A 23,936-nucleotide genomic window follows, 5' to 3' on the forward strand; every position below is an offset into this window, starting at 1 on the left:
TTTACGTGGAAGAATTGGGTTTCCGCAGCAGATACGTGCCGTGCATCGGCGCGTGGTAATCGGCTGAGACCAGCGTGAAGCCGACATCGGTCAGCATCCGCTCCATCACCCAGCCGAAGGTGGAATATTCATCGCGCATATGCGTCACCACGCCCCCGCGGGAAAAATCGTGGTTCTTGATCTGGAAATCGGCCCATTGCTCGACGTCGCGCTCGATCGCATCGGGCATCGAGGCGTAGACGATGTCGCGCAAATAGAAGCTGCCACCGGGCTTGAGCGCACGATAGATCCGCGACATCGCCACCGCCTTCCAGAAATCCGGCAGATGGTGCAGCGTGAACTCGCTGACGATCAGGTCGTAGGATTCCGGCCGGTAGGCGAAGCTGAGCAAGCCGGCGGACTGGGTGCGCACGGGCGCCTTGCGGTCGCGGGCGTAGATCTCGGCGAGCGCCAGCATCGCCGGCGAGATGTCGATGGCGTCGGCCTCGGCGCCCATCAGCGCGGCTTCGGTGGCAAGCACACCGTTGCCGCAGCCGATATCGGCGATGCGCCAGCCGCGCTGCACTCCGAGCATTTTCAGCGCGGCGCGCGCCCGCAGGTCGGCATCGTCATGGTTGTCGTAGATCGAGGCCACAGCGGGCTCGATCCCCATCCGGTTCCGCTCGTTGTAATACCAGTCGCGCGCCAGCATGGTTCACATCCCTTCAGGCCCGCGACCGATCGCGGCAACACCCGTGCGCGACACCTCGACAAGTCCGAGCGGGCGCATCAGGTCGATAAACTGGTTGATCTTGTCCGTGTTGCCTGTGATCTCGAACACGAAGCTCTCGGTGGTGGCGTCGATCACGCGGGCGCGGAACGCATCCGCCAGCCGCAGCGCCTCGACGCGATGCTCGCCCTGCCCGCGCACCTTGACCATCGCCAGCTCACGCTCGATCGAGCGCTTGGTCTGGGTCATGTCGACGACGCGGTAGACCGGGACCATGCGGTCGAGCTGGTGCTTGATCTGCTCGATCACCATCGGCGTGCCCGTCGTGACGATGGTGATGCGCGACAGGTGCTTCTGGGCTTCGGTCTCCGAGACGGTGAGGCTCTCGATGTTGTAGCCGCGCCCCGAGAACAGGCCGATCACGCGCGCGAGCACGCCGGGCTCGTTCTGCACGAGCACCGCGAGCGTGTGCGTCTCGTTGGGATCGTGACGGTCCTCGATGAAGTAGGCGGATGCAGGCTGGTTCATTGTCGTCCCCTCTTGTCTCTCCGTCACGCCATGGCCGGCGCGTCCGTTCCGACCCAACGGCGGAACAGATCGAAATCGATATTGCCGCCGGACAGCACGAGACCGACGCGCTTGCCCTTCAGCTTGCTCTTTTCTTGCAGTGCCGCAGCGAGCGCGGCTGCGCCGGCGCCTTCGGCGAGATTATGTGTGTCAGTCCAGTAGGCGCGAATTGCGGCGGCGACCTCGTCGTCGGTGACCTGAACGATGCGCGAAGCGCCCTTGCGGATCAGCGCCAGCGCATCCTCGTCAGGGATACGCGTTGCCATGCCGTCGGCGAGCGTATTGGCCGTCTCAGTCGTCACGATCGTGCCGGCTGCGAACGACAGCGCATAGGATGGCGCTTCCGTCGACTGCACGCCGACGATCTCGGTCTTCAGGCCCAGGAGATCGCGTGCCATGATGCAGCCGCAGATGCCGGAGCCCTGCCCGATCGGCACATAGAGAATGTCGAGATCGGGCGCGGCCCTGAACAGCTCGAGCGCATAGGTCGCAACGCCCAGCACGAGGTCCGGATGGAACGACGGCACCATGTGGAGGCCGGCGAATTGCGCGCGGCGCTCGGCCTCCTCGCGGGCGGCCTGGAAGTCCTCGCCATGCTCGACCAGCTCGGCGCCGAACGCCCTCATCGCCCGGTTCTTCTCGACCGAGTTGCCTGATGGCACGTAGATCACCGCGGGCACGCCGTGTCGGCTCGCCGCGAATGCGAGGCTCTGGCCGTGATTGCCGCGCGTCGCCGAGATGATGCCTGGCGTGTTCGGCCGCTCTCGCTTCAGGCGGTCGAGATAGACCAGCCCGCCGCGCACCTTGAAGGCGCCGATCGGCGTATGGTTCTCGTGCTTGACCACGACCTCGGTGCCGAGGCGCTCGGCGAGCAGCGGCCAGCCGCGCGCCGGCGTTGCCGGCACCGCCTGCCCCACGATCGCATGTGCGCGCTCGAGCTCCGTCAGGTCGAACATTGTGGTCCTTCCATCGACCATCTCATGCAGCCGTCATCCCCGCGAAGGCGGGGATCCAGTATTCCAGAGGCCCATGAGATTGATCGAGAGGCCGCGGCGTACTGGATCGCCCGGTCAAGCCGGGCGATGACAGCGGAGTTTGTGACCATCGCGCTCACACCAGCGCCTTGCCGCCGGCGAACGCCTTCGCCGTCGCCTCGTCGTTGGCCTGCTCGGGCAACAGCATCTCGTTGTGCGCCTTGCCGGAGGGGATCATCGGGAAGCAGTTTTCGAGCGCCGCGACGCGGCAGTCGAACAGCACCGGGCGCTTGACCGAGATCATCTCCTTGATGGCCCCATCGAGATCAGAAGGCTTGTGCACCTGCAGGCCGACGGCGCCATAGGCCTCCGCGAGCTTGACGAAATCGGGGAGCGCCTCCGAGTAGGAATGCGACAGCCGGTTGCCGTGCAGCAGCTGCTGCCACTGCCGCACCATGCCCATGTACTGGTTGTTGAGGATGAATATCTTGATCGGCAGCTCGTACTGCACCGCCGTCGACATCTCCTGCATCGTCATCTGCACCGAGGCATCGCCCGCAATGTCGATGACGAGGCTGTCGGGATGGGCCACCTGCACGCCGACCGCGGCCGGCAGGCCGTAGCCCATGGTGCCGAGCCCGCCCGACGTCATCCAGCGATGCGGCTCCTCGAAGCCGTAGAACTGCGCCGCCCACATCTGGTGCTGGCCGACCTCGGTCGTGATGTACGTATCCTTGCCACGCGTTGCCTCGAACAGGCTCTGGATCGCGTGCTGCGGCAGGATGACGTCGTTGCTCTTCTTGTAATAGAGCGAATTGCGGGCCCGCCATTGCGTGATCTGCTGCCACCACGACTTGATGTCCGGCTTCTTCGCCTCCGCCTTGAACACCTGGATGATGTCGCCGAGGACGTTGCCGCAGTCGCCGATGATCGGCACGTCGACACGGATGTTCTTGTTGATCGAGGACGGATCGATGTCGATGTGGATCTTCTTCGAGCCGGGCGAGAACGCATCGACGCGGCCGGTGATGCGGTCGTCGAAGCGCGCGCCGACGCACAGCATGACGTCGCAATCATGCATCGTCATGTTGGCCTCGTAGGTGCCGTGCATGCCCAGCATGCCGAGCCAGTTCTTGCCCGAGGCCGGATACGCGCCGAGGCCCATCAGCGTGGACGTGATCGGGAAGCCGGTGACCTCGACCAGCTCGCGCAAGAGCTTGGTCGCCTCCGGGCCGGAATTGATGACGCCGCCACCGCTGTAGATCACGGGACGCTTGGCATTGGCGAGCAGAGACACGGCTTTCCGGATCTGCGTCGCATCGCCCTTCACGCGCGGCGCGTAGGAGCGGTGCACGTCGGATTTGCGCGGCGGATGATAGGTGCCGGTTGCGAACTGCACGTCCTTGGGCACGTCGACCAGCACCGGGCCTGGACGGCCCGACGTGGCAACATAGAAGGCTTCGTGCAGGACCTTGGCGAGATCGTTGACGTCGCGGACCAGCCAGTTGTGCTTGGTGCAGGGCCGCGTGATGCCGACCGTGTCGCATTCCTGGAACGCGTCGTTGCCGATCAGATGCGTCGGCACCTGGCCGGAGATGCAGACCAGCGGGATCGAGTCCATCAGCGCATCGGTCAGCGGCGTCACCATGTTGGTGGCGCCCGGACCGGAGGTCACCAGCGCAACGCCCGGCTTGCCGGTCGAGCGCGCATAGCCCTCGGCGGCGTGGCCCGCGCCCTGCTCGTGGCGGACCAGGATGTGCTGGACCTCGCTCTGCTGGAAGATCTCGTCATAGATCGGAAGCACCGCGCCGCCGGGATAGCCGAAAATGTCGGTCACGCCGTGGTCGATGAGCGCGCGGACGATCATCGCGGCGCCGGTCATCTGGTTCGGATCGTGGCTCTTGTCGGTCATTGGCTTGCTCCGGATGCGCTGTTGTCAGCGGCTTTCGTTCTGGGTTCGGGAAATAAAAAAGGCCCCGAAGAGGGCCCATGCACACCGCCTGTCTTGTGGATGGCAGCTAGCCACCCCCGGCGGTGTGCCTGGGTACGACGGCGATAAGGAGTTTGGTAATAATGTTACGCATGGCGGGCGCTCGGCTTCCCAAAGGTTGCGCGAAACATAACGGCCAAAGCCTAGATGTCAAGGCAAAGCGGCCGTTCCCGCGCGATTTAGGAAGTGTAGCGGTGTTCCCGGGGTTCGGCGAGAGGTAAATGCGGGAACCCGAACACAAAAGCGCGTCAGCCCGTCATTCCGGGGCGATGCGCAGCATCGAGCCCGGAATCCATAGCCACAGGCCTCGCTGGGGTCCGAGGGGTCGCAGAATGCCGTCGCCACACGAGCGCTTGGGGGTATGGGTTCCGGGCTCGCGCTGCGCGCGCCCCGGAACGACGATCGAGCGAGGCTCTTATTCCTCGTCCCGCGTCGCGTTCACGGCGGCGGCGAGCCATCCCCTCGCCTCCTCCAGCTTCACCCACTCGAATTCGGGGAGTTGATGCCGGAACCAGGTGAATTGCCGCTTGGCATAGTGGCGGGTGTCGGCGCGGCCGATCGCGGCGGCGTCCTCCAGGCTGAGCTCGCCGCGCAGATGCCGCATCAGCGCCGGCACGCCATGGGCCTTCATCGCCGGCAGCAGCGGATCGAGCTGGCGGGCGGCCAGCCGCTCGATCTCCTTCAGCGCGCCGGCACCCAGCATCGCGTCGAAGCGGGCATCGATGCGGGCATAGAGCTCGTCGCGCTCGGGCGCGAGGAAGACCGCACGATAACTGTCCTTGGGCAATAGCGGCGGCTGGCCCTCATGGTGCCAGTCCAGCAGCGAGCGGCCGGTCGCCTCGATCACTTCGAGCGCGCGCGAGATCCGGGTCCGGTCGCGCAGGTTCAATCGCTCGGCCGCACGCGGATCGCGGCGTGCGAGTTCCGCATGCAGCGCCTCGACGCCGTTCTGCTCCAGCCGCGCCCGTACGTCCTCGCGCACCTGCGCAGGGATCGGGGGCACCACGGAAAGGCCCACCGTCAGCGCCTTGAAATAGAGCCCGGTACCGCCGATGAAAATCGCTAGACGGCCTTCGGCTTGCGCCTCCTCGAGCGCCTTGGCTGCATCGCTCACCCAGGCACCGGCCGAGAAATTCACGGCCGCATCGACATGGCCGTAGAGCCGGTGCGGCGCGCGCGCCTCCTCGCCATGGGTGGGGCGTGCCGTGATGATGCGGAGGTCGCGGTAGACCTGCATGGAATCGGCATTGATGACGATTCCGCCCGCGCTGAGGGCAAGCTCCAGCGCCAGCGCCGACTTGCCGCTGGCGGTCGGGCCTGCGATAAGCACGGCCTTGCTCGTACGTCCCTCGCTCACGAAAACCTCAAATGTCCCTCGTCGCCACGCTGATCTGCAACCCCGACAATCCCGCGCTCGACTCTACCATCGTCGACGGCGCCCGCGCCGTGCTGCCGAAAGCGCAACCGGCGCACTGGCTGTTCGACGGGGTTGCGGTCGATATTCCTTTCGGCGCGCAGGATAACCTCGAAGGCGACCGTCACGCCATCGAGCAGCGGCTCCGCGAGCTGCGCGGCGACCTGCCGATCGACATCGTGGTGCAGCCTGTCGGCTTCCGGCGCAAGAAGCTTTTTCTCGCCGACATGGATTCCACCATGATCGGCCAGGAATGCATCGACGAGCTCGCCGATCTCGTCGGGATGAAGGCCCATGTCGCAGCAATCACAGAACGCGCGATGCGCGGCGAGATCGAGTTCGAGCCGGCGCTGCGCGAGCGCGTCGCGCTGCTGAAAGACCTTCCCGCCAGCGTGGTCGACGAGGTGCTGGCCAAGCGCATCACGCTGACCCCGGGCGGCCGCGAATTGGTGGCGACCATGCGCAAGCACGGCGCCTATACCTGCCTCGTCTCCGGCGGCTTCACCCTGTTCACCAGCGCGGTCGCCGCGAAGATCGGCTTCCAGGAGAACCGCGCCAACGAGCTCGTCGTGCGTGACGGCAAGTTCACCGGCGAGGTCAAGGAGCCGATCCTCGGCCGCGCGGCAAAGCTGGCGACGCTGGTGGATCTGATGGAATCGTTCGATCTCGACGACATCGACTCCGTCGTGGTCGGCGACGGCGCCAATGACCTCGCGATGATCCAGGCGGCGGGACTGGGCGTTGCGTATCACGCCAAGCCGGCGGTGGCCGCGGCTGCGGCGGCGCGGATCGATCACGGTGATCTCACCGCACTGCTTTATGCGCAGGGGTATCGGCGCGAGGAGTTCGTGGAGACCTGACACAGTCGTCGTTCCGGGATGGTGCGAAGCACCAGACCCGGAACCTAGAGATTCCGGGTTCGGTGCTTCGCACCGCCCCGGAATGACAGATGAGGTTACTGCACGCTCAGCGCGACGAACCGCAATTCGCCATCGCCGTTCGAGACCAGCAGCAGCACGGACTTCTTGCCGTCCTTCTTGAGCTGGTCGACGCGCTTCTGGATGTCGGCGCCGCTGGAGACGGCCTCCTGTGCCACTTCGACGATGACGTCGCCCGCGGAGAGGCGCTTCTCGGCCGCATCCGAATTGGCATCGACATTGGTGACGACCACGCCCTTGACGCTGTCCTTGATCTTGTAGCGCGAGCGCAGGTCCTTGCTGAGCGCTGCGAGATCAAGGCCGAGCGCTTTCTGCGTCACCAGCTTCTCGGGCGGGGGCTCGTCGGTCTTCACCGCGGCCTGCACCTTCTCGGGATCCTGCAAGCGGCCGAGCGTGACCTTCTTGGTCTGCTCCTCGCCCTTGCGGATGATGACGACGTCGACCTCCTTGCCGACCGCGGTGTCGGCGACGACGCGGGAGAGGTCCTTCGGGTCCTTGACGTCCTTGCCGTCGAACTTGACCACGACGTCGCCGGGCTCGATGCCGGCGGGCTTGGCCGGGCCCTTGTCGTCGACCCCCGCAACCAGCGCGCCGCGCGCCGGCTTGATGTTGAGGCTCTCGGCGATCTCGTCGGTGACGCTCTGGATGCGCACCCCGAGCCAGCCGCGGCGGAGTTCGCCGAACTGGCGCAGCTGGTCGACGACACCCGCGACCGTCTTCGACGGCACGGCGAAGCCGATGCCGATCGAGCCGCCGGACGGCGAGATGATCAGAGTGTTGACGCCGATGACGTCGCCTTCGAGGTTGAACAGCGGGCCGCCGGAATTGCCGCGGTTGATGGCGGCGTCGGTCTGGATGTAGCTGTCATAGGGTCCCGAGGAGATGTCTCGGTTCTTGGCCGAGACGATGCCGGCAGTCACCGTGCCGCCCAGGCTGAACGGATTGCCGATCGCGACCACCCAGTCGCCGAGGCGCAGCTTGTCGCTGTCGCCGAACTTCACCGCGACCAGCGGCTTCGGCGGCTTGAACTTGAGCACGGCGAGGTCGGTCTTCTTGTCGACGCCGACCAGCTCGGCCTTGATCTTGGTGCCGTCGTTGAGGATGACGTTGATCTCGTCGGCATCCGCGATGACGTGGTTGTTGGTGACGACGACGCCCGCCGTGTCGATGATGAAGCCGCTTCCGAGCGAGTTGGTCTTGCGCGGCGGCCCGCTGCCATTATCGCCGCCCTTGCTGCCGCCACCGGGGCCTTTGCGGTTCTTGAAGAAGTCGTCGAAGAACTCCTCGAATGGCGAGCCGGGCGGCAGTTGCGGCATGGTGTTGGCGCCGCCCTTGGCCTCGACGGTCTGCGAGGTCGAGATGTTGACGACCGCGTCGATCACCTTCTCGGCGACGTCGGCAATGCCCTCCGGTCCACGCGCGTAAGCCGGCGTGCCGAACACGCTGAATGCACTGACGGCGAGCGCGGCCAGCCCTAAACGCAAGCGGGTCGGGGCAATGGTGGCAGCGGTCATTGGTTTCTCCAGAGAAAAGGAATCGGCGCCAAGAATTCGGCTCCAAGACTGCGCTCGAACGGGGGGACGGCGCAAGCACGGAGCTTAACGGGCCTCAGGACCGGAATAATACGGCGAAAACCGGTTCTTCGCCTTCACTTTGGCGTTGTCGTGACGCTTAAACCGGGCGGCGCATAACCCAGATCAGGATCAGACCGGCCACAGCCGAGCCGATCCCGACCGCCCGCAGGATGTTGTCCGGTGTGGCGATGGCGCTCTTCATGGCCTTGCGCATCCAGTTCGGACTTGCCGCGAACATCAAGCCTTCCAGCACGAACAGGATGCCTAGGCCGATGAGGAAGTCGGCGAACGCAATGGACCTCATCGGATTGGAACCTCCCGTTGTGCTGTTCTTGTGTGGACGCAGGGCGGCAGACCTGCCGCCCTCGTCTAGCTTACGGTTTCGCCGGCGTCTCGGTCGCCGTCTTGCCGGACGGGCTACCGAAATACCGGAAGAAGTCCGAGCCCGGCCGCAGCAGGAAGCGTGTGTCGCTCGCCTTCAGCCCGTTCTCGTAGGCGGTCATCGACCGGTAGAAGGCGAAGAAGTCGGCATCCTTGCTGTAGGCCTCGGCGAACAGGCGGTTGCGCTCGGCATCGCCGGCGCCGCGGGTCTGCTCGGCCTGCGAATTGGCTTCCGCGACAATGACGGTCGCCTCGCGGTCGGCCTTCGACTTGATCTCCTGTGCCTTCTGGCCGCCCTGGGCGCGGAACTCGGCAGCTTCGCGCTCGCGCTCGGTCTTCATGCGCAGATAGACCGCCTGGCTGTTCTGCTCCGGCAGATCGGCGCGGCGGATCCGGACGTCGACCACCTGGATGCCGTAGCCGTCGGCCTCGCGATCGAGCTGGTCGCGGATGCGCAGCATCAGCTTCTCGCGGTCGTCGCGCACCACGTTGATGAAGGTGACCTCGCCGAGCACACGGCGCAGCGCCGCGTTGAGGAGCGTGGTGAGCTGGATGTTGGCGGCCTGGATCGAGCCGACGCTCTGGTAGAAGCGCAGCGCGTCCTTGATGCGGTAGCGCGCGAAGGCGTCGACCACGAGCCGCTTCTGGTCGGACGCGATCGCTTCCTGCGACGGGTTCTCGAGGTCGAGGATCCGCTTGTCGATGTTGATCACCGAATTCCACGGCGCCTTGAAGTGCAGGCCGGGTGCGGTGACGACGTCGACGGGCCGGCCGAACTGCAGCACGATGGTCTGCTCGGTCTGCTGCACCGTGAACAACGACATGTAGCCGACGATCACGACGAGCAGGAGCGCGAGCAGCGTGACGATACCTGTGACCGGAGACCTCATCGGTTGCCTCCGCCCGACTGCTGGCCGCTGGTCGGCGGCCGCTTGGTCGTCAATTCATTGAGCGGAAGGAAGGGCACGACGCCCTGGCCCGAGGGGCCGCCGTCATAGACGAGCTTGTCCGCGCCGCCGAGCACCCGCTCCATGGTCTCCAGATAGATCCGTTCACGCGTCACGTCGGGCGCCTTCTTGTATTCCTCGTAAACCTTCAGGAAGCGCGCACTCTGGCCCTTGGCCTCGGCGATCGCCTGCTCCCTGTAGCCTTCGGCAGCCTGGAGGATCTGCGCCGCGCGTCCGCGCGCCTGCGGCACCACCTGGTTGGCGTAGGTCTGGGCTTCGTTCTGCAGCTGCTCGAGATTGGCGCGTGCCGCCTGGACGTCGCGGAAGGCAGCAATCACCTCGCCCGGCGGGTCGACCTTCTGCATCTGCACCTGGGTGATGAGAATGCCGGAGCCGTAGCCGTCCAGGGTCCTCTGGATCAGTTCCTGCACGCCCTGCTCGGTGACGTTGCGCGCGCCGGTCAGGATCGGCTGGATCTGCGATCGGCCGATCACCTCGCGCATCGCGCTCTCGGCGACCGCCTTCACGGTGCCTTCGGGGTTCTGAATGTTGAAGAGGAAGTCACCGACCCCGTCCGGCTTGATGCGCCAGAGCACGGTGAAGTCGACGTCGACGATGTTCTCGTCGCCGGTCAGCATCAGGCTCTCTTCCGGCACGTCACGAATGGAGCGGCCGCGCCGCGCCGGATCGTCGATCAGCGTCATGCCGATCGAGATGGTGTTGACGCGCAGCGCCTTCGGCAGCAGCACGGTCTCGATCGGATAGGGCAGATGATAGTTCAGGCCCGGCTGCACGGTGCGAACGTGCTTGCCGAAGCGCAGCACGACGCCGAGCTCTTCGGACTGCACGCGGAAGAAGCCCGACAGCAGCCAGAACGCAACGATGATCAGGATGATCAGCGTGATGCCGATGCCGGAGAAATAGCCGCCCGGCATGATCTGCTGGAGACGATCCTGGCCGCGGCGCAGAAGGTCTTCCAGATCCGGCGGCCTCGGCCCGACCGGTTGCGGGCCCGTGCCCCATGGTCCTTTCGGACCCGAGCCCCATGGGCCACCGCCCTGATTCTTCCACGGCATTCGACGCTCTCCTCGGCAGACCGGGACTAGAACTAACCCGGCCCGCATTGTCCGGTCCGGCTTTATAGGGGACCGGCAGGTCCCTTACAACGCAGCCCTCGCCGCCTTCCGAGCTATGCTCGGGCACGAAAAAGTCAATGTAAACATTGGCGAAAGCGGTTAATGGGGCGACCGCCGACGATATGTCACATAGGAGTAGTCGGCGCCGTCGTCGGGACCGGCAGGATGGCGGACACGCGCCGTCTCCTCCCAGTCCGCCTTGTCGATCTCGAAATACGTGTCGCCCTCGGGGCTCGCATGCACTTCGGTGATTTCGAGGCGATCGGCGCGATCGAGCCATTGCCGATAGATCTCGGCACCGCCGATCACCGCGATTTCAGTGACCGAACGCCGCAGGGCATCGCCGCGCGCGACATCGCCCGCATCCGCGGCCGATGTCGTGACAATGGCACCCGCGGCGCGATAATCCGCATCGCGCGTGATCACGATGTTGGTGCGTCCCGGCAGCGGCCTACGCAGGGACTCGAACGTCTTGCGGCCCATGATCACGGGCTTGCCGATGGTGAGCGCCTTGAAGCGCGCCATGTCGGATTTCAACCGCCATGGGATCGCGTTGCCGGCGCCGATGACACCGTTCTCCGCGATCGCGACGACGAAGACGATCTCCATCAGTTAGCGCTCCCGGCAAGCCGCCTCAAGGCAGGACCAGAGACGCGGCACAGCGTCCAGTCGTCCATCATCACCGCGCCGAGCGATTTGTAGAACGCGATCGACGGCGCATTCCAGTCGAGCACCGCCCATTGCAGGCGCGACCAGCCATTGTCGACGCATTCCTTGGCGAGATAGACCAGCAGCGCCTTGCCGAGGCCCTTGCCCCGATGCGACGGCCGCACATAGAGATCTTCGAGATAGATGCCGTGACGGCCGCTGAAGGTGGAGAAATTCGTAAACCACACCGCGAAGCCGACAGCCTCGCCGTCCCATTCGCCGATTGCGCAATAAAGCCGCGGGTTGCTGCCGAACAGCGCCTCCGCAATCGTCTGCTCCGTCGCCTCGACCTCGTGCGAAAGCTTTTCGTACTCGGCGAGTTCGAGGATGAAGGCAAGAACGAGCCCGGCCTCGTCCGGGCGCGCGCGGCGGATGCTGAGAGACATCGCTTTAAAGAGCCCGCATGATCATATCGGAAAACCGCTGCACACTTTTCCGGATCATGCGTCAGACCGCGACTTCCGCCTTGATGTGCGGATGCGGGTCGTAGCCGACGAGCTCGAAATCCTCGTAACGGAAGGAGAAGATGTCCTTCACATCGGGATTGATGCGCATCACCGGCAGCGCGCGCGGCGCGCGCGTCAGCTGAAGCCGCGCCTGCTCCAGATGGTTGGAATAGAGGTGGGTGTCGCCGAGCGAGTGCACGAAATCGCCGGGCTTCAATCCCGTGACCTGCGCCACCATCATGGTGAGCAGCGCGTAGGAGGCGATGTTGAAGGGCACGCCGAGGAAGACGTCGGCCGAGCGCTGATAGAGCTGGCACGACAGCTTGCCGTTGGCGACATAGAACTGGAACAGCAGGTGGCAGGGCGGCAGCGCCATCTTCTCGACGTCGGCCGGATTCCAGGCGGTGACGATCAGCCGGCGCGAATCCGGGGTGCGCTTGATCATCTCGATGACATTGGCGATCTGATCGATGCTGCGCCCGTCGGCCGTGGGCCAGGAGCGCCATTGATGGCCGTAGACCGGGCCGAGGTCGCCGTTGGCGTCGGCCCATTCGTCCCAGATGGTGACGCCGTTGTCCTTGAGATACTTGATGTTGGTGTCGCCCTTCAGGAACCACAGCAGCTCATGCACGATCGCCTTCAGCGGCAGCCGCTTGGTGGTCAGCATCGGGAAGCCGGCGGACAGATTGAATCGCATCTGATGGCCGAACACCGACAGCGTGCCGGTGCCGGTCCGATCTGTCTTCTCGGCGCCGTCTGAAAGAATCCGCTCGAGCAGGTCCTGATACTGGTGCATGTGCCAATGAGCCTTTGGGGAGGCGGCGAACTTAACGGCCGCCCCCGCGCTGCGACAGCAGCGATTCGCTGCTCCCACAGATTATACCCGGAAAAGGTGAGCGTTCCCGCGGCAAACGACAAGGGGCGGAACTTAAGTCCCGCCCCTCGCCTATCGGCTTGAAAGTGCTGGTTAAGTCGCCGGCTTGAGCACCGGGCTCCACTTCGCGATCTCGTTCTTGACGAGGGTTGCCAGGGCTTCCGGCGTCCGGTCCTTGGGGGCCGGGATGACACTGCCAAGCTCGAGCAAGCGCTTCTTCACGGTCTCGTCGTCGAGCGCCTTGATGGCGGCGGCGTTCAGGCTGGCTATGATCGCGGGCGAAGTTCCCTTCGGCGCGAACATTGCGTTCCAGGCCTGGGCCTGGAAGTTCGGCAGGCCGGCTTCCGCGGTCGTCGGCACGTTCGGCAGCGACGGATTGCGCTCGGGCGTTGCGATCGCATAGGCCTTGATTGTGCCGGCGTTGATCTGCGGAACCGCGTTGACGATCTGATCGCACATGTAGTCGACCTGTCCCGCCACCAGCGCGTTCATCGCGGGACCCGTGCCGTTGAAGGGCACGCCGACCGGCTTGATGTCGAGGATGGAGTGCAGGAGCTCGCAAGAGACATGCGAGACCGAGCCGACGCCGGCATGCGCAGCGTTCACCTTCTCGGCATTGGCCTTCACGTAAGTCACGAACTCCTTGAGGTCCTTCGGCGGAAAATCCTTGCGTGCGAGGATCAGGATCGGCGTGCCCGCGAGCAGCGCGACCGGCTCAAAATCCTTTTCGGGATGATAGGCGAGCTTGGGATAGAGCGGCACGGATGCCGCGTGCGTGCCCATATGCCCGGTGATGAGCGTATAGCCGTCATTGGTCGCGCGTGCGGCGCGCGTGGTTGCGGTGGTGCCGCCGGCGCCGACCACGTTCTCGATGATGATGCTCTGCCCCAGCGTCTGCGCCATATGCGCGGTGACGATGCGCGAGATGACGTCGGTCGGGCCGCCCGCTGCGAACGGCACGATCATGGTGATGCTGCGCGTCGGATAGCTTTGCGCTTTCGCCGGTGCGACAAAGGCGCACAGCGATGCGAGCGCGGCAGCACATGCGCCCGTAGCAAGCGCGCGAAGAGAGGTCATATCGTTTTCCCCGGGACACAAACAAAAAAATGCCGGCCACAAGGGCCGGCATTTTCATGTCACGAAGACATCACACACGTCGATTCGACTTCCGAATGCGGCGTGCGGACGCAGGGCGCCGCGCGGACGCAGGGCCGCGCGGACGCGATCAGTTCTCGGACTCGGTGAACACCTCGTCGCGCTTGGCACGCAGCGTCGGCAACACCGTCAGCACCAGAAGGCCGAGCGAGATCGCCAGCAGCACCGCCGAGAGCGGCCGCGTCAGGAACACGCTCCAGTCGCCGCGCGAGATCAGCAGCGCGCGGCGCAGGTTCTCTTCCATCAGCGGTCCCAGCACCATGCCGAGCAGCAGCGGCGCCGGCTCGAAATCGTGCTTGATCAGCCAGTAGCCGACCAGACCGAACACGCCGGCGAGGATGACGTCGACCGGTGCGTTGTTCACCGAGTAGATGCCGATCGCGCAGAAGATCACGATCGAGGGGAACATCAGCCGGTAAGGCACGCGCAGCAGGCGGACCCAGATGCCCACGAGCGGCAGGTTGATGATGATCAGCATCAGATTGCCGATCCACATCGAGGCGATCATGCCCCAGACGAGATCCGGCTGCTTCTGCATCACCTGCGGACCCGGCACGATGCCGTGGATGGTCATCGCGCCCACCATCAGCGCCATCACCGCGTTCGGCGGGATGCCGAGGGTGAGCAGCGGGATGAAGGAGGTCTGCGCTGCGGCGTTGTTGGCGCTTTCCGGCGCCGCCACGCCTTCGATCGCGCCGCGACCGAACCGCTTCGGATCCTTCGCGAGCTTCTTCTCGAGGGTGTAGGCCGCGAACGAGGCGATCACCGCGCCGCCGCCCGGAAGGATGCCGAGGATCGAGCCGAGCACGGTGCCGCGCAGGATCGGTGGCGTCGAGTCGACCAGGTCCTTCCTGGTCGGCATCAGGCCGGTGATCTTCTGCTGCACGAGGTCGCGGTTCATCTCGGCGCCTGCGTCGAGATTGCGGATGATCTCGGCGAAGCCGAACACGCCCATCGCCACCGTGGCAAAGCCGAGACCGTCGGCGAGCTCCGGAATGTTGAAGGCCATGCGCGAGGCGCCGGTCTCGATGTCCGAACCAACCATCGAGAGCAGGAGGCCGAACACGATCATCGCGATCGCCTTCAGCACCGAGCCCTTGGCCAGCACGACCGCGAAGATCAGGCCGAGCACCATCAGCGAGAAATATTCGGCCGGACCGAACGCCAGCGCGAGCTTTGTGAGTGGCGCGCCGAGGACGGCGATCAAAACGGTCGCGACGCAGCCGGCAAAGAACGAGCCGATCGCCGCGATCGCCAGTGCCGGGCCGGCACGGCCCTGCTTGGCCATCTGGTGACCGTCGATGGCGGTGACGACCGATGTCGCCTCACCTGGAATGTTGACCAAGATGGACGTGGTCGAGCCGCCATATTGCGCGCCGTAATAGATGCCGGCGAGCATGATCAGCGCGCCGACCGGCGGCAGGCCGAAGGTGATCGGCAGCAGCATCGCGACGGTTGCGATGGTGCCGATGCCGGGGAGAACGCCGACCAGCGTGCCGACGAGGGCACCGATCAGGCACATCAGGAGGTTGATGGGAGAGAGCGCGACGGCAAAACCGTGAGCGAGGTTGGCAAAGATATCCATCACACCCTCACTGGACCAGGAAACGCGGGAACATCGGCATCGGTAGTCCGAGCACATAGGGGAACAGGATCGCGCAGCCGAGCGTCAGGCAGGCGCCGACGATGGCCGCCTCCAGCCACCGCGTCTCATGCGACCCGGTCGCGGCGATCATGAAGCTGACGAAGGCCGTGACCACGAGGCCGAGCGGCCGGATCGCGAGCGCGAAGAACAGGATCGCGACCATCACGAACAACGGCCCGCGCCAGGAATAATGCGACATTCCCGCCCCGTCCGTCAGAAGGCCGGTTAGGGCGATGCCAGCGGACAGCGCGACCAGAAGCCCGCCGAACATCCGCGGCGCGGTGCCTGCGCCGAAGGAGAAGCCGCGCATGCCCTGCAAATCACTGGAAGCCCACAGCGCAAACAGGGCGAGCGCCATCAGAATGACGCCGCCGACATAGTCCTGCGCCGAGCGGATGGTCATGAACAGCGTGACGATCGCCACCGCGAAGATCGGATAGGAATAGATCAGCGCCAGCAGCACATCGGATGACGCCTTCTTGGTCTCACCGCCGACTGCTCCGATCAGCGCACCGGGCGCGCCCGCGACCAGCGCGGTGGCGTGGCTGATCAGGACGGTGGCCGGGCCGCGTCCCGCCCCCCAGCCGAAGATCGTGCCGATCGACCAGATGAATTCGAAAATCTGCGGCGCAATCGCCAGCAGGCAAAAGCCGAGCGCCACCGAGGTGTTTCGGGTGGCTGTCGCTGAGTGGCCCATCGTATCGGCCATGCATGTCTCCTCCGCGACCCGTAAGTCACGAGCACTGTTGTTCTAAATCGGCTGGAAAGGGATCCCCGGGCCGCATCACTGCCTAGCGATTTTCATCACACAATGCCAGCAAAACCCAACAGGCCGCCGGCGAGCAAAAGCCATAGTGGATTGATGCGCGAGATCGAGGCGATCACCGCAACCATGGCGGTCAGAAGCAGTGCAGCAACGGTGCGATCGGTCGACTGGGCCAGGATCAGGGCGCTCGCTGCCATCAATCCGATCGACAGCGGAACCAGTGCAGCCTGGATCAGGCCGGGCCAGCGCGATTGGCTGGGCCGGCTCAGGAGACGGCTGACATAATAGGCAAGCAACGCGGTCGGCAGGCACATCGCCAGCGTCGCCGCCAGAGCGCCGGGGATGCCGGCAACGGCATAGCCGATTAACGTGACAATAAGCACGTTCGGACCCGGCGAGAGTTGCGCGATCGCATACGCGTCGGCGAACTGCTTGTCGGTCATCCAATGATGCACGTCGACCGCGATGCGGTGCATCTCCGGCACCGCCGCCGCAGCGCCGCCGACCGCGAACAGCGACATTAGACCAAAGGTGGAGATCAGCGCCCAGATCGGGTTCTCGCTGTTCATGCTGCTACCTTCCGCCGCATCAGATATGTGACGCCGATGCTAACGGGGATCGCGACCAGCAGCACCGCCTGGAGCGGCAAGCGGAGCACGCCGATGGCGATGAACACGCCGAGCATCAGGAGGAGCACCACAACATCCATCCGCTTCAGCAGCGGCGTCATCATGCGGAGGACCACCGCGATCAGGAGGCCGACCGCGGCGCAGGAGATGCCGGCGAGGATCCGGCGCAGCACCTCGACGTCGCCGAACCGGGCATAGATGATCGCGAGCACGGTCATGATCAGCGTCGGCGGCAGCAGCAGCCCGCTGAAGGCGGCAACGCCACCCGCGATCCCGCGCAGGCGCGAGCCGAACACCATCGACAGGTTGACGATGTTGGGCCCCGGCAGGAAATGGCAGAGCGCAAAGGTCTCGTTGAACTCGTCCGCCGTCATCCAGCGGTGCTGGTCGACGATGGCGTGGCGGGCAAACACCAAGACCCCGCCGAAACCGGCCAGCGACATCCGGGCGAAGGCCAGGAACAGCGCCAGCAAGCCGGGCGGTGGGGCGTGGGCGACAGGGATATCCGGCTCTTGGACGGCCGGTGCTGAATCCGGGGGCATGTCAGGAGCTTAGAACGGCCGCGGCCGCGCGGCCAAGGTCAGAGGCGGACGGTCCGGAACCTATCCAAAGGGAACAGCGCGATCGCCGCTCGAAACTTCTGTTTTTTGAAACCTTTGCCCCCTATATTGGGGGTGCCGGTTCGCCGGCTATGGAAATAAACGGTCGTCGTAATAAACCATTCGGACCCGGGGGCGGTACCCGGCGCCTCCACCAAAGCTCATCGGACTCGAGTCCTTCAAGGTGAGTTTTGGCGGGGGCGAAATAGGATCGACGAGGGCGTAAAGGGCGTGCTTTTTCCCGGTATTGTTCCGCCGTTATCGGGCTACTGCAATAGTTGCCAACGACAACTTTGCTCCGGTTGCTCAGGCTGCGTAACGCAGTTTGAAAGACCACTCTAAAGTCCTAGCGGGTTAAGCTCCGCTAGGCGGGGTTCGGAGGCACCTGGCAACAGAAGCCTCCACTTTAACTTTTTGATTTCCTCTCCGGCGGGGACTCCTGCTGACCCGTCAGGCGCAGTACTATCGCGGCTTGGCGAGTCGGGCCGGCGGGGTCCGGCTCCGGGGATGTAACAGGACCACCATGGCGACCGATCATATCCGATACGATGTGCTGGCCCGCGACGCGCTGCGCGGCGTGCTGCGGAAGGTGCTGACCGATGCCGCGGCCCATGGCCTGCCGGGCGAGCACCATTTCTTCATCACCTTCGTGTCGAAGGCCGAGGGCGTGAAGCTGTCGTCGCGGCTCCTCGCGCAATATCCGGAAGAGATGACGATCATCCTCCAGCACCAGTTCTGGGACCTGACCGTGCTAGAGGACCGTTTCGAGGTCGGCCTGTCCTTCGGCGGCATTCCTGAGCGGCTGGTGGTGCCATTCAGCGCCATCAAGAGCTTCCTCGATCCGTCCGTGAAGTTCGGCCTCCAGTTCGACACCTCGGACGTTGCCGAGGTCGCACCGGAGACATTGCCGGCAGCCCCCGCTCCTGCCGCTGTGTCGGTGCCCGCGCCCGCCGCTGAGACGGCGGAAGCTGCGGACGAGCCGACCCCGCCGAGCCAGGGCGGCGCCGAGGTCGTGCGGCTCGATCGTTTCCGCAAGAAATGATCTAGGTTGGGCGCTAGGCCGTCGCGTCCGCCCAAACTGTCTATATAGAGAGGCATATCAGAAGGCCGCGCGGCGTTTCGCGCGACAGGATGGATATGCTCATGGCCAAGACGACCCGCCCCGCGCGCAACGCCGCAACTCGCACCGAGACCGACAGCTTCGGTCCGATCGAGGTCCCCGCCGATCGTTATTGGGGAGCGCAGACCGAGCGCTCGCGGCAGAATTTCCGCATCGGCACCGACCGCATGCCGATCTCGCTCGTGCATGCGCTCGGCATCGTCAAGCTCGCCGCGGCGCAGTCCAATCTCGAGCTCGGCCTGCTCGACGAGCGCCGGGCCAATGCCATCATCCGCGCCGCGCGCGAGGTGATCGAGGGCAAGCTGGACGACCATTTCCCGCTCGTGGTGTGGCAGACCGGCTCCGGCACCCAGAGCAACATGAACCTCAACGAGGTGATCGCCAACCGCGCCAACGAGCTACTCGGCGGCGAGCTCGGCGCCAAGAAGCCGGTGCATCCCAACGACCACGTCAATATGAGCCAGTCGTCGAACGACTCCTTCCCGACTGCGATGCACATCGCAGCCGCGAGCCGCATCAATGCCGACCTCGTCCCCGCCCTCGGCGAGCTGCTCGGGGCACTCCGCAAGAAGGAGAAAGAGTTCGGCAAGATCGTCAAGATCGGCCGCACCCACACCCAGGATGCGACGCCGCTGACGCTCGGCCAGGAATTTTCGGGCTATGCCGCGCAGGTCGAGAGCGGCATCGCGCGGCTGAAGGTCGCGGTGAAGGACCTCTATCCGCTGGCGCAGGGCGGCACAGCCGTCGGCACCGGCCTCAACTCGAAGCCGCGCTTTGCCAAGCTGTTCGCAAAGCACGTTGCCGGGATTACGAAGCTGCCCTTCACCAGCGCCGCCAACAAATTCGAGGCGCTGGCCTCGAACGACGCCTACGTGCTGGCGCACGGCGCCATCAATTCCGTCGCGACCGGCCTGTTCAAGATCGCCAACGACATCCGCCTGCTCGGATCAGGCCCACGCTCGGGGCTTGGCGAATTGATCCTGCCGGAAAACGAGCCGGGCTCCTCGATCATGCCGGGCAAGGTCAATCCGACGCAGTGCGAGGCGATGACCATGGTGTGCTGCCAGGTGTTCGGCAATCACACTGCCATCACAGTCGCCGGCAGCCAGGGCCATTTCGAGCTCAACGTCTACAAGCCGGTGCTGGCCTACAACATGCTGCACTCGATCCGCCTGATGGCGGATGCGGCGCGCTCCTTCACCGAACATTGCGTCAGCGGCATCCGCGCCGACGAGAAACGCATAAGTGAGCTGATGCAGCGCTCGCTGATGCTGGTCACGGCGCTGGCCCCGAAGATCGGCTACGACAACGCCGCCAAGGTGGCCAAAACGGCGCATGCCAACGGCACCACGCTGAAGGAGGAGGCGCTGCGGCTCGGCTTCGTCTCGGCGGACGAGTTCGACCGCCTGGTGCGCCCCGAGAAAATGACCAGCCCGGGATAAATTCCGAATTCCGATAGTCATCCGTAATGATACGGACGCTCGACGCTCAGAAATATGCAGTTTTAGAGACGGGATTTGATTACCGTCAATGAAATGGCCGGACGGCGTGTTACGCCCGCCGTCTGCCCTTGACGGGCGAAATTCATCGTTTGATGGCCCGAGGGGCCGATTGACGAGGATGAGCGAATGACGATCAAGTCTTGTGGGGCGCAGCGCGCCACCCTGTTTCTGAATGTTTCATCCTGCCTGATGAGGATCGGATGATGGAGACGCGGCATGGGGAACGTCATCAACCTGAATCGTTTCAGGAAGCGCGCCGAGCGGGAAGCCTCGGCGAAGCAGGCGGACGCCAACCGGGCGAAGTTCGGCCGCTCGAAGGCGGAGCGGTCGGCGGAGGAGACGCGCGCGGACAAAGCGAAGGCGCATCTGGACCAGCATCAGATCGATCGCGAGGAGCAGCCATGAAGTCGCCCGTCGTGAAACGGTCGATCGTGGTCGCCGGCCACAAGACCAGCGTCAGCCTGGAAGAGGCCTTCTGGAACGGAATGAAGGAGATTTCGGGCCTGCGCAACATGACGCTGTCCGAGCTGGTCGGCGAGATCGACAGCAACCGCCAGCAGGGCAATTTGTCCTCGGCGATCCGCCTGTTCGTGCTCGACTACTTCAAGAGCCGCGCCATGGCCGCCCTCCAGCCGGACAAGGTCCCGGCCCAGTAGCGGCCGAGGCGTTTCCTCACGCTTTCGGCATCTGCACTTTAAAATCACTCTAAGGTGCAGCTTCGGCCGACCCGTGCGCTTGACCTCACTGCCCTGCGTTGAAAATACAGGGCATGACCGACACCCATGACACGCGCCGCGAGATGCCGCTGGGCCTGGCCCAGCGCGGCTATACCGGCGTCATCCAGCACCTCTCCGCCAAGGACGCAGGCTCGGCGCTCTCGGATATCGAGCTCGAGAGCCGGCTGATCGAGCTCGGCTTCGTCGAGGGCGCCCGGGTCGAGGTCCTGCACGAGGGGCTGGTCGGGCGCGACCCGATCGCCGTGCGGGTCGACAACATCACGATCGCGGTGCGCCGCCGCGAAGCCATGGCCATCATCGTCGCCTAATTGGCGACCGGACATCTGCTCCCAAGGCCTTTGATCACATGGAATTACCCCTGCTGCATCTCGCCCTGGTCGGCACGCCCAACAGCGGCAAGACCTCGCTGTTCAACGCGCTGACCGGCAGCCGGCAGAAGGTCGCGAACTATCCCGGCGTCACCGTCGAGCGCAAGGAAGGCTTCTTCGTCACGCCCCAGGGGCGTCAGGTCTCCGTGGTCGACCTGCCCGGCACCTATTCGCTGCGCGGCCGCAGCCCGGACGAGGAGATCACCCGCGACTTCGTGCTCGGCAAGGCTTCCGGCGAGACCGTGCCCGACCTCGTGTTGTGTGTCGCCGATTCCACCAATCTGCGCCTGACCATCCGCCTGCTGCTGGAGCTCAAGCGCACCGGCAGGCCGATGATCCTCGTGCTCAACATGTTCGACATCGCGAGCCGCCGCGGCATCACCGTCGACGTCGAGCGGCTGGCCAAGGAGCTCGGCGTGCCCGTGGTCACCTCGATCGCGGTGCGCAAGGGCGGCACCGCCGACCTGCTGGCGCTGACCGACGAGATCTCTGCAAAACTCGCCGCCGAGCCGCCGCAGGATAACAGCTGGCGCGCGCTCAGCGTCTCCGAGCTGCGCGCCACCCAGCGCGAGGCCGATCGCATCATCGCCGATTGCGTCAGCCTGCCTGCCAGGCCCGACACCTGGACCGCGCGGATCGATGCGGTGGTGCTGCATCCGGTCGGCGGGCTGATCGTCCTGGCGCTGATCCTGTTCGTGATGTTCCAGGCGGTGTTCGCCTGGGCGCAGCCGGCGATGGACCTGCTCAAGTCCGGCTTCGACACGCTCGGGGAGTTCGTGCAAGCCACCCTGCCCGACGGCCTGTTGCAGAGTTTCTTGCAGAACGGCGTAATCGCGGGCGTCGGCAGCGTGATCGTGTTCCTGCCGCAGATCATCCTCATCTTCCTGTTCATCCTGCTCCTGGAAGATTTCGGCTACATGGCGCGCGCCGCGTTCCTGATGGACCGCATCATGGGCGGCGCGGGGCTGCACGGCCGCGCCTTCATTCCTCTGCTGTCGAGCTTTGCCTGCGCCATTCCCGGCATCATGGCGACGCGCGTGATCGACAACAAGCGCGACCGGCTGACCACGATCCTGATCGCGCCGCTGATGACCTGCTCGGCGCGCATTCCGGTCTACACGCTGATCATCTCCGCCTTCATTCCGGCAAAGGACGTCTGGGGCTTCATCAACCTGCAGGGCCTCGTGATGTTCGGCCTGTACGCGACCGGCATCGTCAGCGCACTTGCCGTCTCGTTCCTGCTCAAATTCTTCATGCTGCGCGACTATGCGCCGGCGCCGTTCATGCTGGAGCTGCCGGACTACAAGATGCCCCGGCTGAAATCGATCGCGATCGGCATCTTCACCCGCGCCAAGATGTTCCTGTACCGCGCCGGCACCACGATCTTCTCGATGATGGTGTTGATCTGGTTCCTGGCCTCGTTCCCGCAGCCGCCCGCGGGCGCAACCGAGCCCGCGATCGACTTCAGCCTTGCTGCCATCATCGGCAAGGCGCTGGAGCCGCTGCTCGCCCCTGTCGGTTTCAATTGGCAGATCGCGGTCGCCCTGATCCCGGGCATGGCAGCGCGCGAGGTCGCGGTCGCGGCGCTCGGCACCGTCTATGCCATCGAAGGCGGCAAGGAAGCGGCCGAGCAGATCGGCCAGGTGCTGGCGACGAAATGGTCGCTCGCAACCGCTTTATCGATGCTGGCCTGGTACATCTTCGCCCCGCAATGCGCCTCCACGCTCGCCGTGATCCGGCGCGAGACCGGGAGCTGGGGATGGATGGCTGCGACCTTCGCCTACATGCTGGTGCTGGCCTATGCCGCGAGCCTCGTGACGTACAACATCGCGGTGGCGCTCGGGGCGGGATAGCCCCTCGAAACCAAACTTCGAAAACAACCCCATGCACAGTAGACCGGCGCTGCGATATCAGGGGTCTTACGTATTATCCGAAATACATTTGACACGTCGGGCAAAACACCGGCATAATGGCATCATCGAAAAGTGGCATGACGGCTGTATTACTTCGCCGGGCAAAACACTGGCACGATGGAATTGTCGAGGAACTTCGTAACCGCATCGGAGATTTCTTCGCGCGCTTGATTTGAATCAAGCCCGTTCTCACAGCGCATTGCAAAATCGTGCAACGTCGTCGCAAGCTGGGCCCATTGTGGGGGGCGCGGAGCGGGCGAGATGTCGTTGCTGGCGTACTTCTGGAAGGTCGGTGCAGCGTTGCTCGCCCTGCTCTTCCTTGCGGACCTTTGTCTCCCGAAAGCCCCGATCGCCGAGAAGAGCGCCGCGGACCGGCCGGCGATACGCATTCACTCGGATCGCAAATTGCCCGAACGCGTGATCCTCGATACCAGCATGCCGGTCATCGTCGCAGCGGCGCCCGCGGTGTCGGTCGCGCAAGCCGCGGCCCCTCTCGACCGCGCAAAACCGCCGATGATCCGGGCCCAAACTCCGGCGGTTGCCAACGCACTCGCCATGACGCGCCCGGACTCGCCGCCAAGCGCGGCGGTCGATCGCAAGCGAGCGCGCAAGTCCCAACACGCCGCTGTGCGGTTGAAGCGACACGCGCCGCCGCAAATGGTCCTTGCGGCTCGGCAGGGGCAGTTCGGATGGTTCGGGTACAGATACTGGTAATTGGTTGGAGGCGCGCATGGCGCACCTCCGGTCTCGCTCACTTATTGGCAAACATACATGATCCCACCGCCGCCCTTGACGAGCGTGCCCGGCGTGCAGCCGAGACCGTTACGAGCGGCGTAATCGCTCC

Annotated in this window: 25 protein-coding genes and 1 other RNA gene; 9 read left to right on the top strand and 17 right to left on the bottom strand. The window is 64.8% G+C overall.

Going from position 1 to position 23,936, the window contains the following annotated elements:
- Position 1: 1 nt before the first annotated feature.
- The 5 genes from WN72_RS36465 to miaA all read right to left on the bottom strand — a co-directional run bounded on the left by WN72_RS36465 (position 2) and on the right by miaA (position 5,597).
- The gene (locus WN72_RS36465) at positions 2-691 is read right to left on the bottom strand and encodes a class I SAM-dependent methyltransferase (RefSeq protein WP_092212549.1); all 690 of its coding nucleotides are present in this window, start codon (positions 689-691) and stop codon (positions 2-4) included.
- A gap of 3 nt (positions 692-694) precedes the next feature.
- A complete protein-coding gene (gene ilvN / locus WN72_RS36470; RefSeq protein WP_027560510.1) occupies positions 695-1,237 on the bottom strand; it encodes an acetolactate synthase small subunit in 543 nt (180 codons plus the stop codon).
- Between the two features lie 23 nt (positions 1,238-1,260).
- Complete coding sequence (locus tag WN72_RS36475; protein ID WP_092213052.1) at positions 1,261-2,232, bottom strand: threonine dehydratase; 972 nt, start codon at positions 2,230-2,232, stop codon at positions 1,261-1,263.
- A 154-nt stretch (positions 2,233-2,386) separates the two neighbouring features.
- Positions 2,387-4,162, bottom strand: coding sequence for an acetolactate synthase 3 large subunit (locus WN72_RS36480; RefSeq protein ID WP_027560512.1), 1,776 nt, complete (start codon positions 4,160-4,162; stop codon positions 2,387-2,389).
- Between the two features lie 493 nt (positions 4,163-4,655).
- Positions 4,656-5,597: a tRNA (adenosine(37)-N6)-dimethylallyltransferase MiaA gene (miaA, locus tag WN72_RS36485; RefSeq protein ID WP_092212551.1), complete on the bottom strand. Its 942-nt coding sequence runs from the start codon at positions 5,595-5,597 to the stop codon at positions 4,656-4,658.
- 11 nt (positions 5,598-5,608) lie between these two features.
- Between miaA and serB the strand changes: the two genes are divergently transcribed.
- Positions 5,609-6,514 (top strand): phosphoserine phosphatase SerB, encoded by a 906-nt coding sequence (gene serB / locus WN72_RS36490; protein ID WP_092212553.1) that lies wholly within the window; start codon positions 5,609-5,611, stop codon positions 6,512-6,514.
- 95 nt (positions 6,515-6,609) lie between these two features.
- Here the strand turns inward: serB and WN72_RS36495 are convergent, their stop codons facing one another.
- The 12 genes from WN72_RS36495 to WN72_RS36550 all read right to left on the bottom strand — a co-directional run bounded on the left by WN72_RS36495 (position 6,610) and on the right by WN72_RS36550 (position 17,395).
- Positions 6,610-8,106, bottom strand: coding sequence for a Do family serine endopeptidase (locus WN72_RS36495; protein WP_092212555.1), 1,497 nt, complete (start codon positions 8,104-8,106; stop codon positions 6,610-6,612).
- Between the two features lie 157 nt (positions 8,107-8,263).
- The gene (locus WN72_RS36500) at positions 8,264-8,470 is read right to left on the bottom strand and encodes a DUF2065 domain-containing protein (protein ID WP_027560516.1); all 207 of its coding nucleotides are present in this window, start codon (positions 8,468-8,470) and stop codon (positions 8,264-8,266) included.
- A gap of 70 nt (positions 8,471-8,540) precedes the next feature.
- Positions 8,541-9,437 carry a protease modulator HflC gene (gene hflC / locus WN72_RS36505; protein ID WP_092212557.1) on the bottom strand — a complete coding sequence of 299 codons (897 nt, stop codon included), beginning with the start codon at positions 9,435-9,437 and terminating at the stop codon, positions 8,541-8,543.
- A complete protein-coding gene (hflK, locus tag WN72_RS36510; protein ID WP_027560518.1) occupies positions 9,434-10,570 on the bottom strand; it encodes an FtsH protease activity modulator HflK in 1,137 nt (378 codons plus the stop codon). Before hflK ends, hflC begins: the two co-directional genes overlap by 4 nt.
- Positions 10,571-10,729: 159 nt before the next feature.
- Positions 10,730-11,239, bottom strand: coding sequence for a dihydrofolate reductase (locus WN72_RS36515; RefSeq protein ID WP_092212559.1), 510 nt, complete (start codon positions 11,237-11,239; stop codon positions 10,730-10,732).
- On the bottom strand, positions 11,239-11,724 hold the full coding sequence (locus WN72_RS36520) for a GNAT family N-acetyltransferase (protein ID WP_092212561.1): 486 nt from the start codon (positions 11,722-11,724) through the stop codon (positions 11,239-11,241). The genes WN72_RS36515 and WN72_RS36520 overlap by 1 nt, the downstream gene beginning before the upstream one ends.
- A 61-nt stretch (positions 11,725-11,785) precedes the next feature.
- Entirely contained in the window at positions 11,786-12,580 is a 795-nt protein-coding gene (locus WN72_RS36525) for a thymidylate synthase (RefSeq protein WP_027560521.1), read from the bottom strand.
- Positions 12,581-12,751: 171 nt separating this feature from the next.
- Positions 12,752-13,735, bottom strand: coding sequence for a tripartite tricarboxylate transporter substrate binding protein BugD (locus tag WN72_RS36530; RefSeq protein ID WP_092212563.1), 984 nt, complete (start codon positions 13,733-13,735; stop codon positions 12,752-12,754).
- A 148-nt stretch (positions 13,736-13,883) separates the two neighbouring features.
- Positions 13,884-15,398, bottom strand: coding sequence for a tripartite tricarboxylate transporter permease (locus tag WN72_RS36535; protein ID WP_027560523.1), 1,515 nt, complete (start codon positions 15,396-15,398; stop codon positions 13,884-13,886).
- 7 nt (positions 15,399-15,405) lie between these two features.
- Positions 15,406-16,167 carry a tripartite tricarboxylate transporter TctB family protein gene (locus tag WN72_RS36540; RefSeq protein ID WP_027560524.1) on the bottom strand — a complete coding sequence of 254 codons (762 nt, stop codon included), beginning with the start codon at positions 16,165-16,167 and terminating at the stop codon, positions 15,406-15,408.
- 95 nt (positions 16,168-16,262) lie between these two features.
- Positions 16,263-16,793: a chromate transporter gene (locus WN72_RS36545; RefSeq protein ID WP_027560525.1), complete on the bottom strand. Its 531-nt coding sequence runs from the start codon at positions 16,791-16,793 to the stop codon at positions 16,263-16,265.
- Positions 16,790-17,395 carry a chromate transporter gene (locus WN72_RS36550; RefSeq protein ID WP_092212567.1) on the bottom strand — a complete coding sequence of 202 codons (606 nt, stop codon included), beginning with the start codon at positions 17,393-17,395 and terminating at the stop codon, positions 16,790-16,792. The genes WN72_RS36545 and WN72_RS36550 overlap by 4 nt, the downstream gene beginning before the upstream one ends.
- 95 nt (positions 17,396-17,490) lie before the next feature.
- On the opposite strand from WN72_RS36550, the gene ssrA reads away from it, so the two are divergent.
- The 8 genes from ssrA (at position 17,491) to WN72_RS36590 (ending at position 23,806) form a co-directional block, all read left to right on the top strand.
- Positions 17,491-17,858, top strand: a transfer-messenger RNA (tmRNA) gene (gene ssrA / locus WN72_RS36555).
- Between the two features lie 117 nt (positions 17,859-17,975).
- The gene (locus WN72_RS36560; protein WP_027560527.1) at positions 17,976-18,494 is read left to right on the top strand and encodes an SspB family protein; all 519 of its coding nucleotides are present in this window, start codon (positions 17,976-17,978) and stop codon (positions 18,492-18,494) included.
- An 89-nt stretch (positions 18,495-18,583) separates the two neighbouring features.
- Positions 18,584-20,014 carry a class II fumarate hydratase gene (gene fumC / locus WN72_RS36565; protein WP_092212569.1) on the top strand — a complete coding sequence of 477 codons (1,431 nt, stop codon included), beginning with the start codon at positions 18,584-18,586 and terminating at the stop codon, positions 20,012-20,014.
- Positions 20,015-20,290: 276 nt separating this feature from the next.
- Entirely contained in the window at positions 20,291-20,479 is a 189-nt protein-coding gene (locus WN72_RS36570) for a DUF4169 family protein (protein ID WP_027560529.1), read from the top strand.
- Positions 20,476-20,730: a ribbon-helix-helix domain-containing protein gene (locus tag WN72_RS36575; RefSeq protein ID WP_027560530.1), complete on the top strand. Its 255-nt coding sequence runs from the start codon at positions 20,476-20,478 to the stop codon at positions 20,728-20,730. The genes WN72_RS36570 and WN72_RS36575 overlap by 4 nt, the downstream gene beginning before the upstream one ends.
- 113 nt (positions 20,731-20,843) lie before the next feature.
- The gene (locus WN72_RS36580; RefSeq protein WP_027560531.1) at positions 20,844-21,119 is read left to right on the top strand and encodes a FeoA family protein; all 276 of its coding nucleotides are present in this window, start codon (positions 20,844-20,846) and stop codon (positions 21,117-21,119) included.
- A 38-nt stretch (positions 21,120-21,157) separates the two neighbouring features.
- Positions 21,158-23,032 carry a ferrous iron transporter B gene (feoB, locus tag WN72_RS36585; RefSeq protein ID WP_092212571.1) on the top strand — a complete coding sequence of 625 codons (1,875 nt, stop codon included), beginning with the start codon at positions 21,158-21,160 and terminating at the stop codon, positions 23,030-23,032.
- Positions 23,033-23,353: 321 nt separating this feature from the next.
- Positions 23,354-23,806: a hypothetical protein gene (locus WN72_RS36590; protein WP_092212573.1), complete on the top strand. Its 453-nt coding sequence runs from the start codon at positions 23,354-23,356 to the stop codon at positions 23,804-23,806.
- Positions 23,807-23,936: the final 130 nt, after the last annotated feature.

Origin of the sequence: Bradyrhizobium arachidis (assembly GCF_015291705.1) — a bacterium.
In the GTDB taxonomy this organism is placed as follows: Bacteria; Pseudomonadota; Alphaproteobacteria; order Rhizobiales; family Xanthobacteraceae; genus Bradyrhizobium; species Bradyrhizobium arachidis.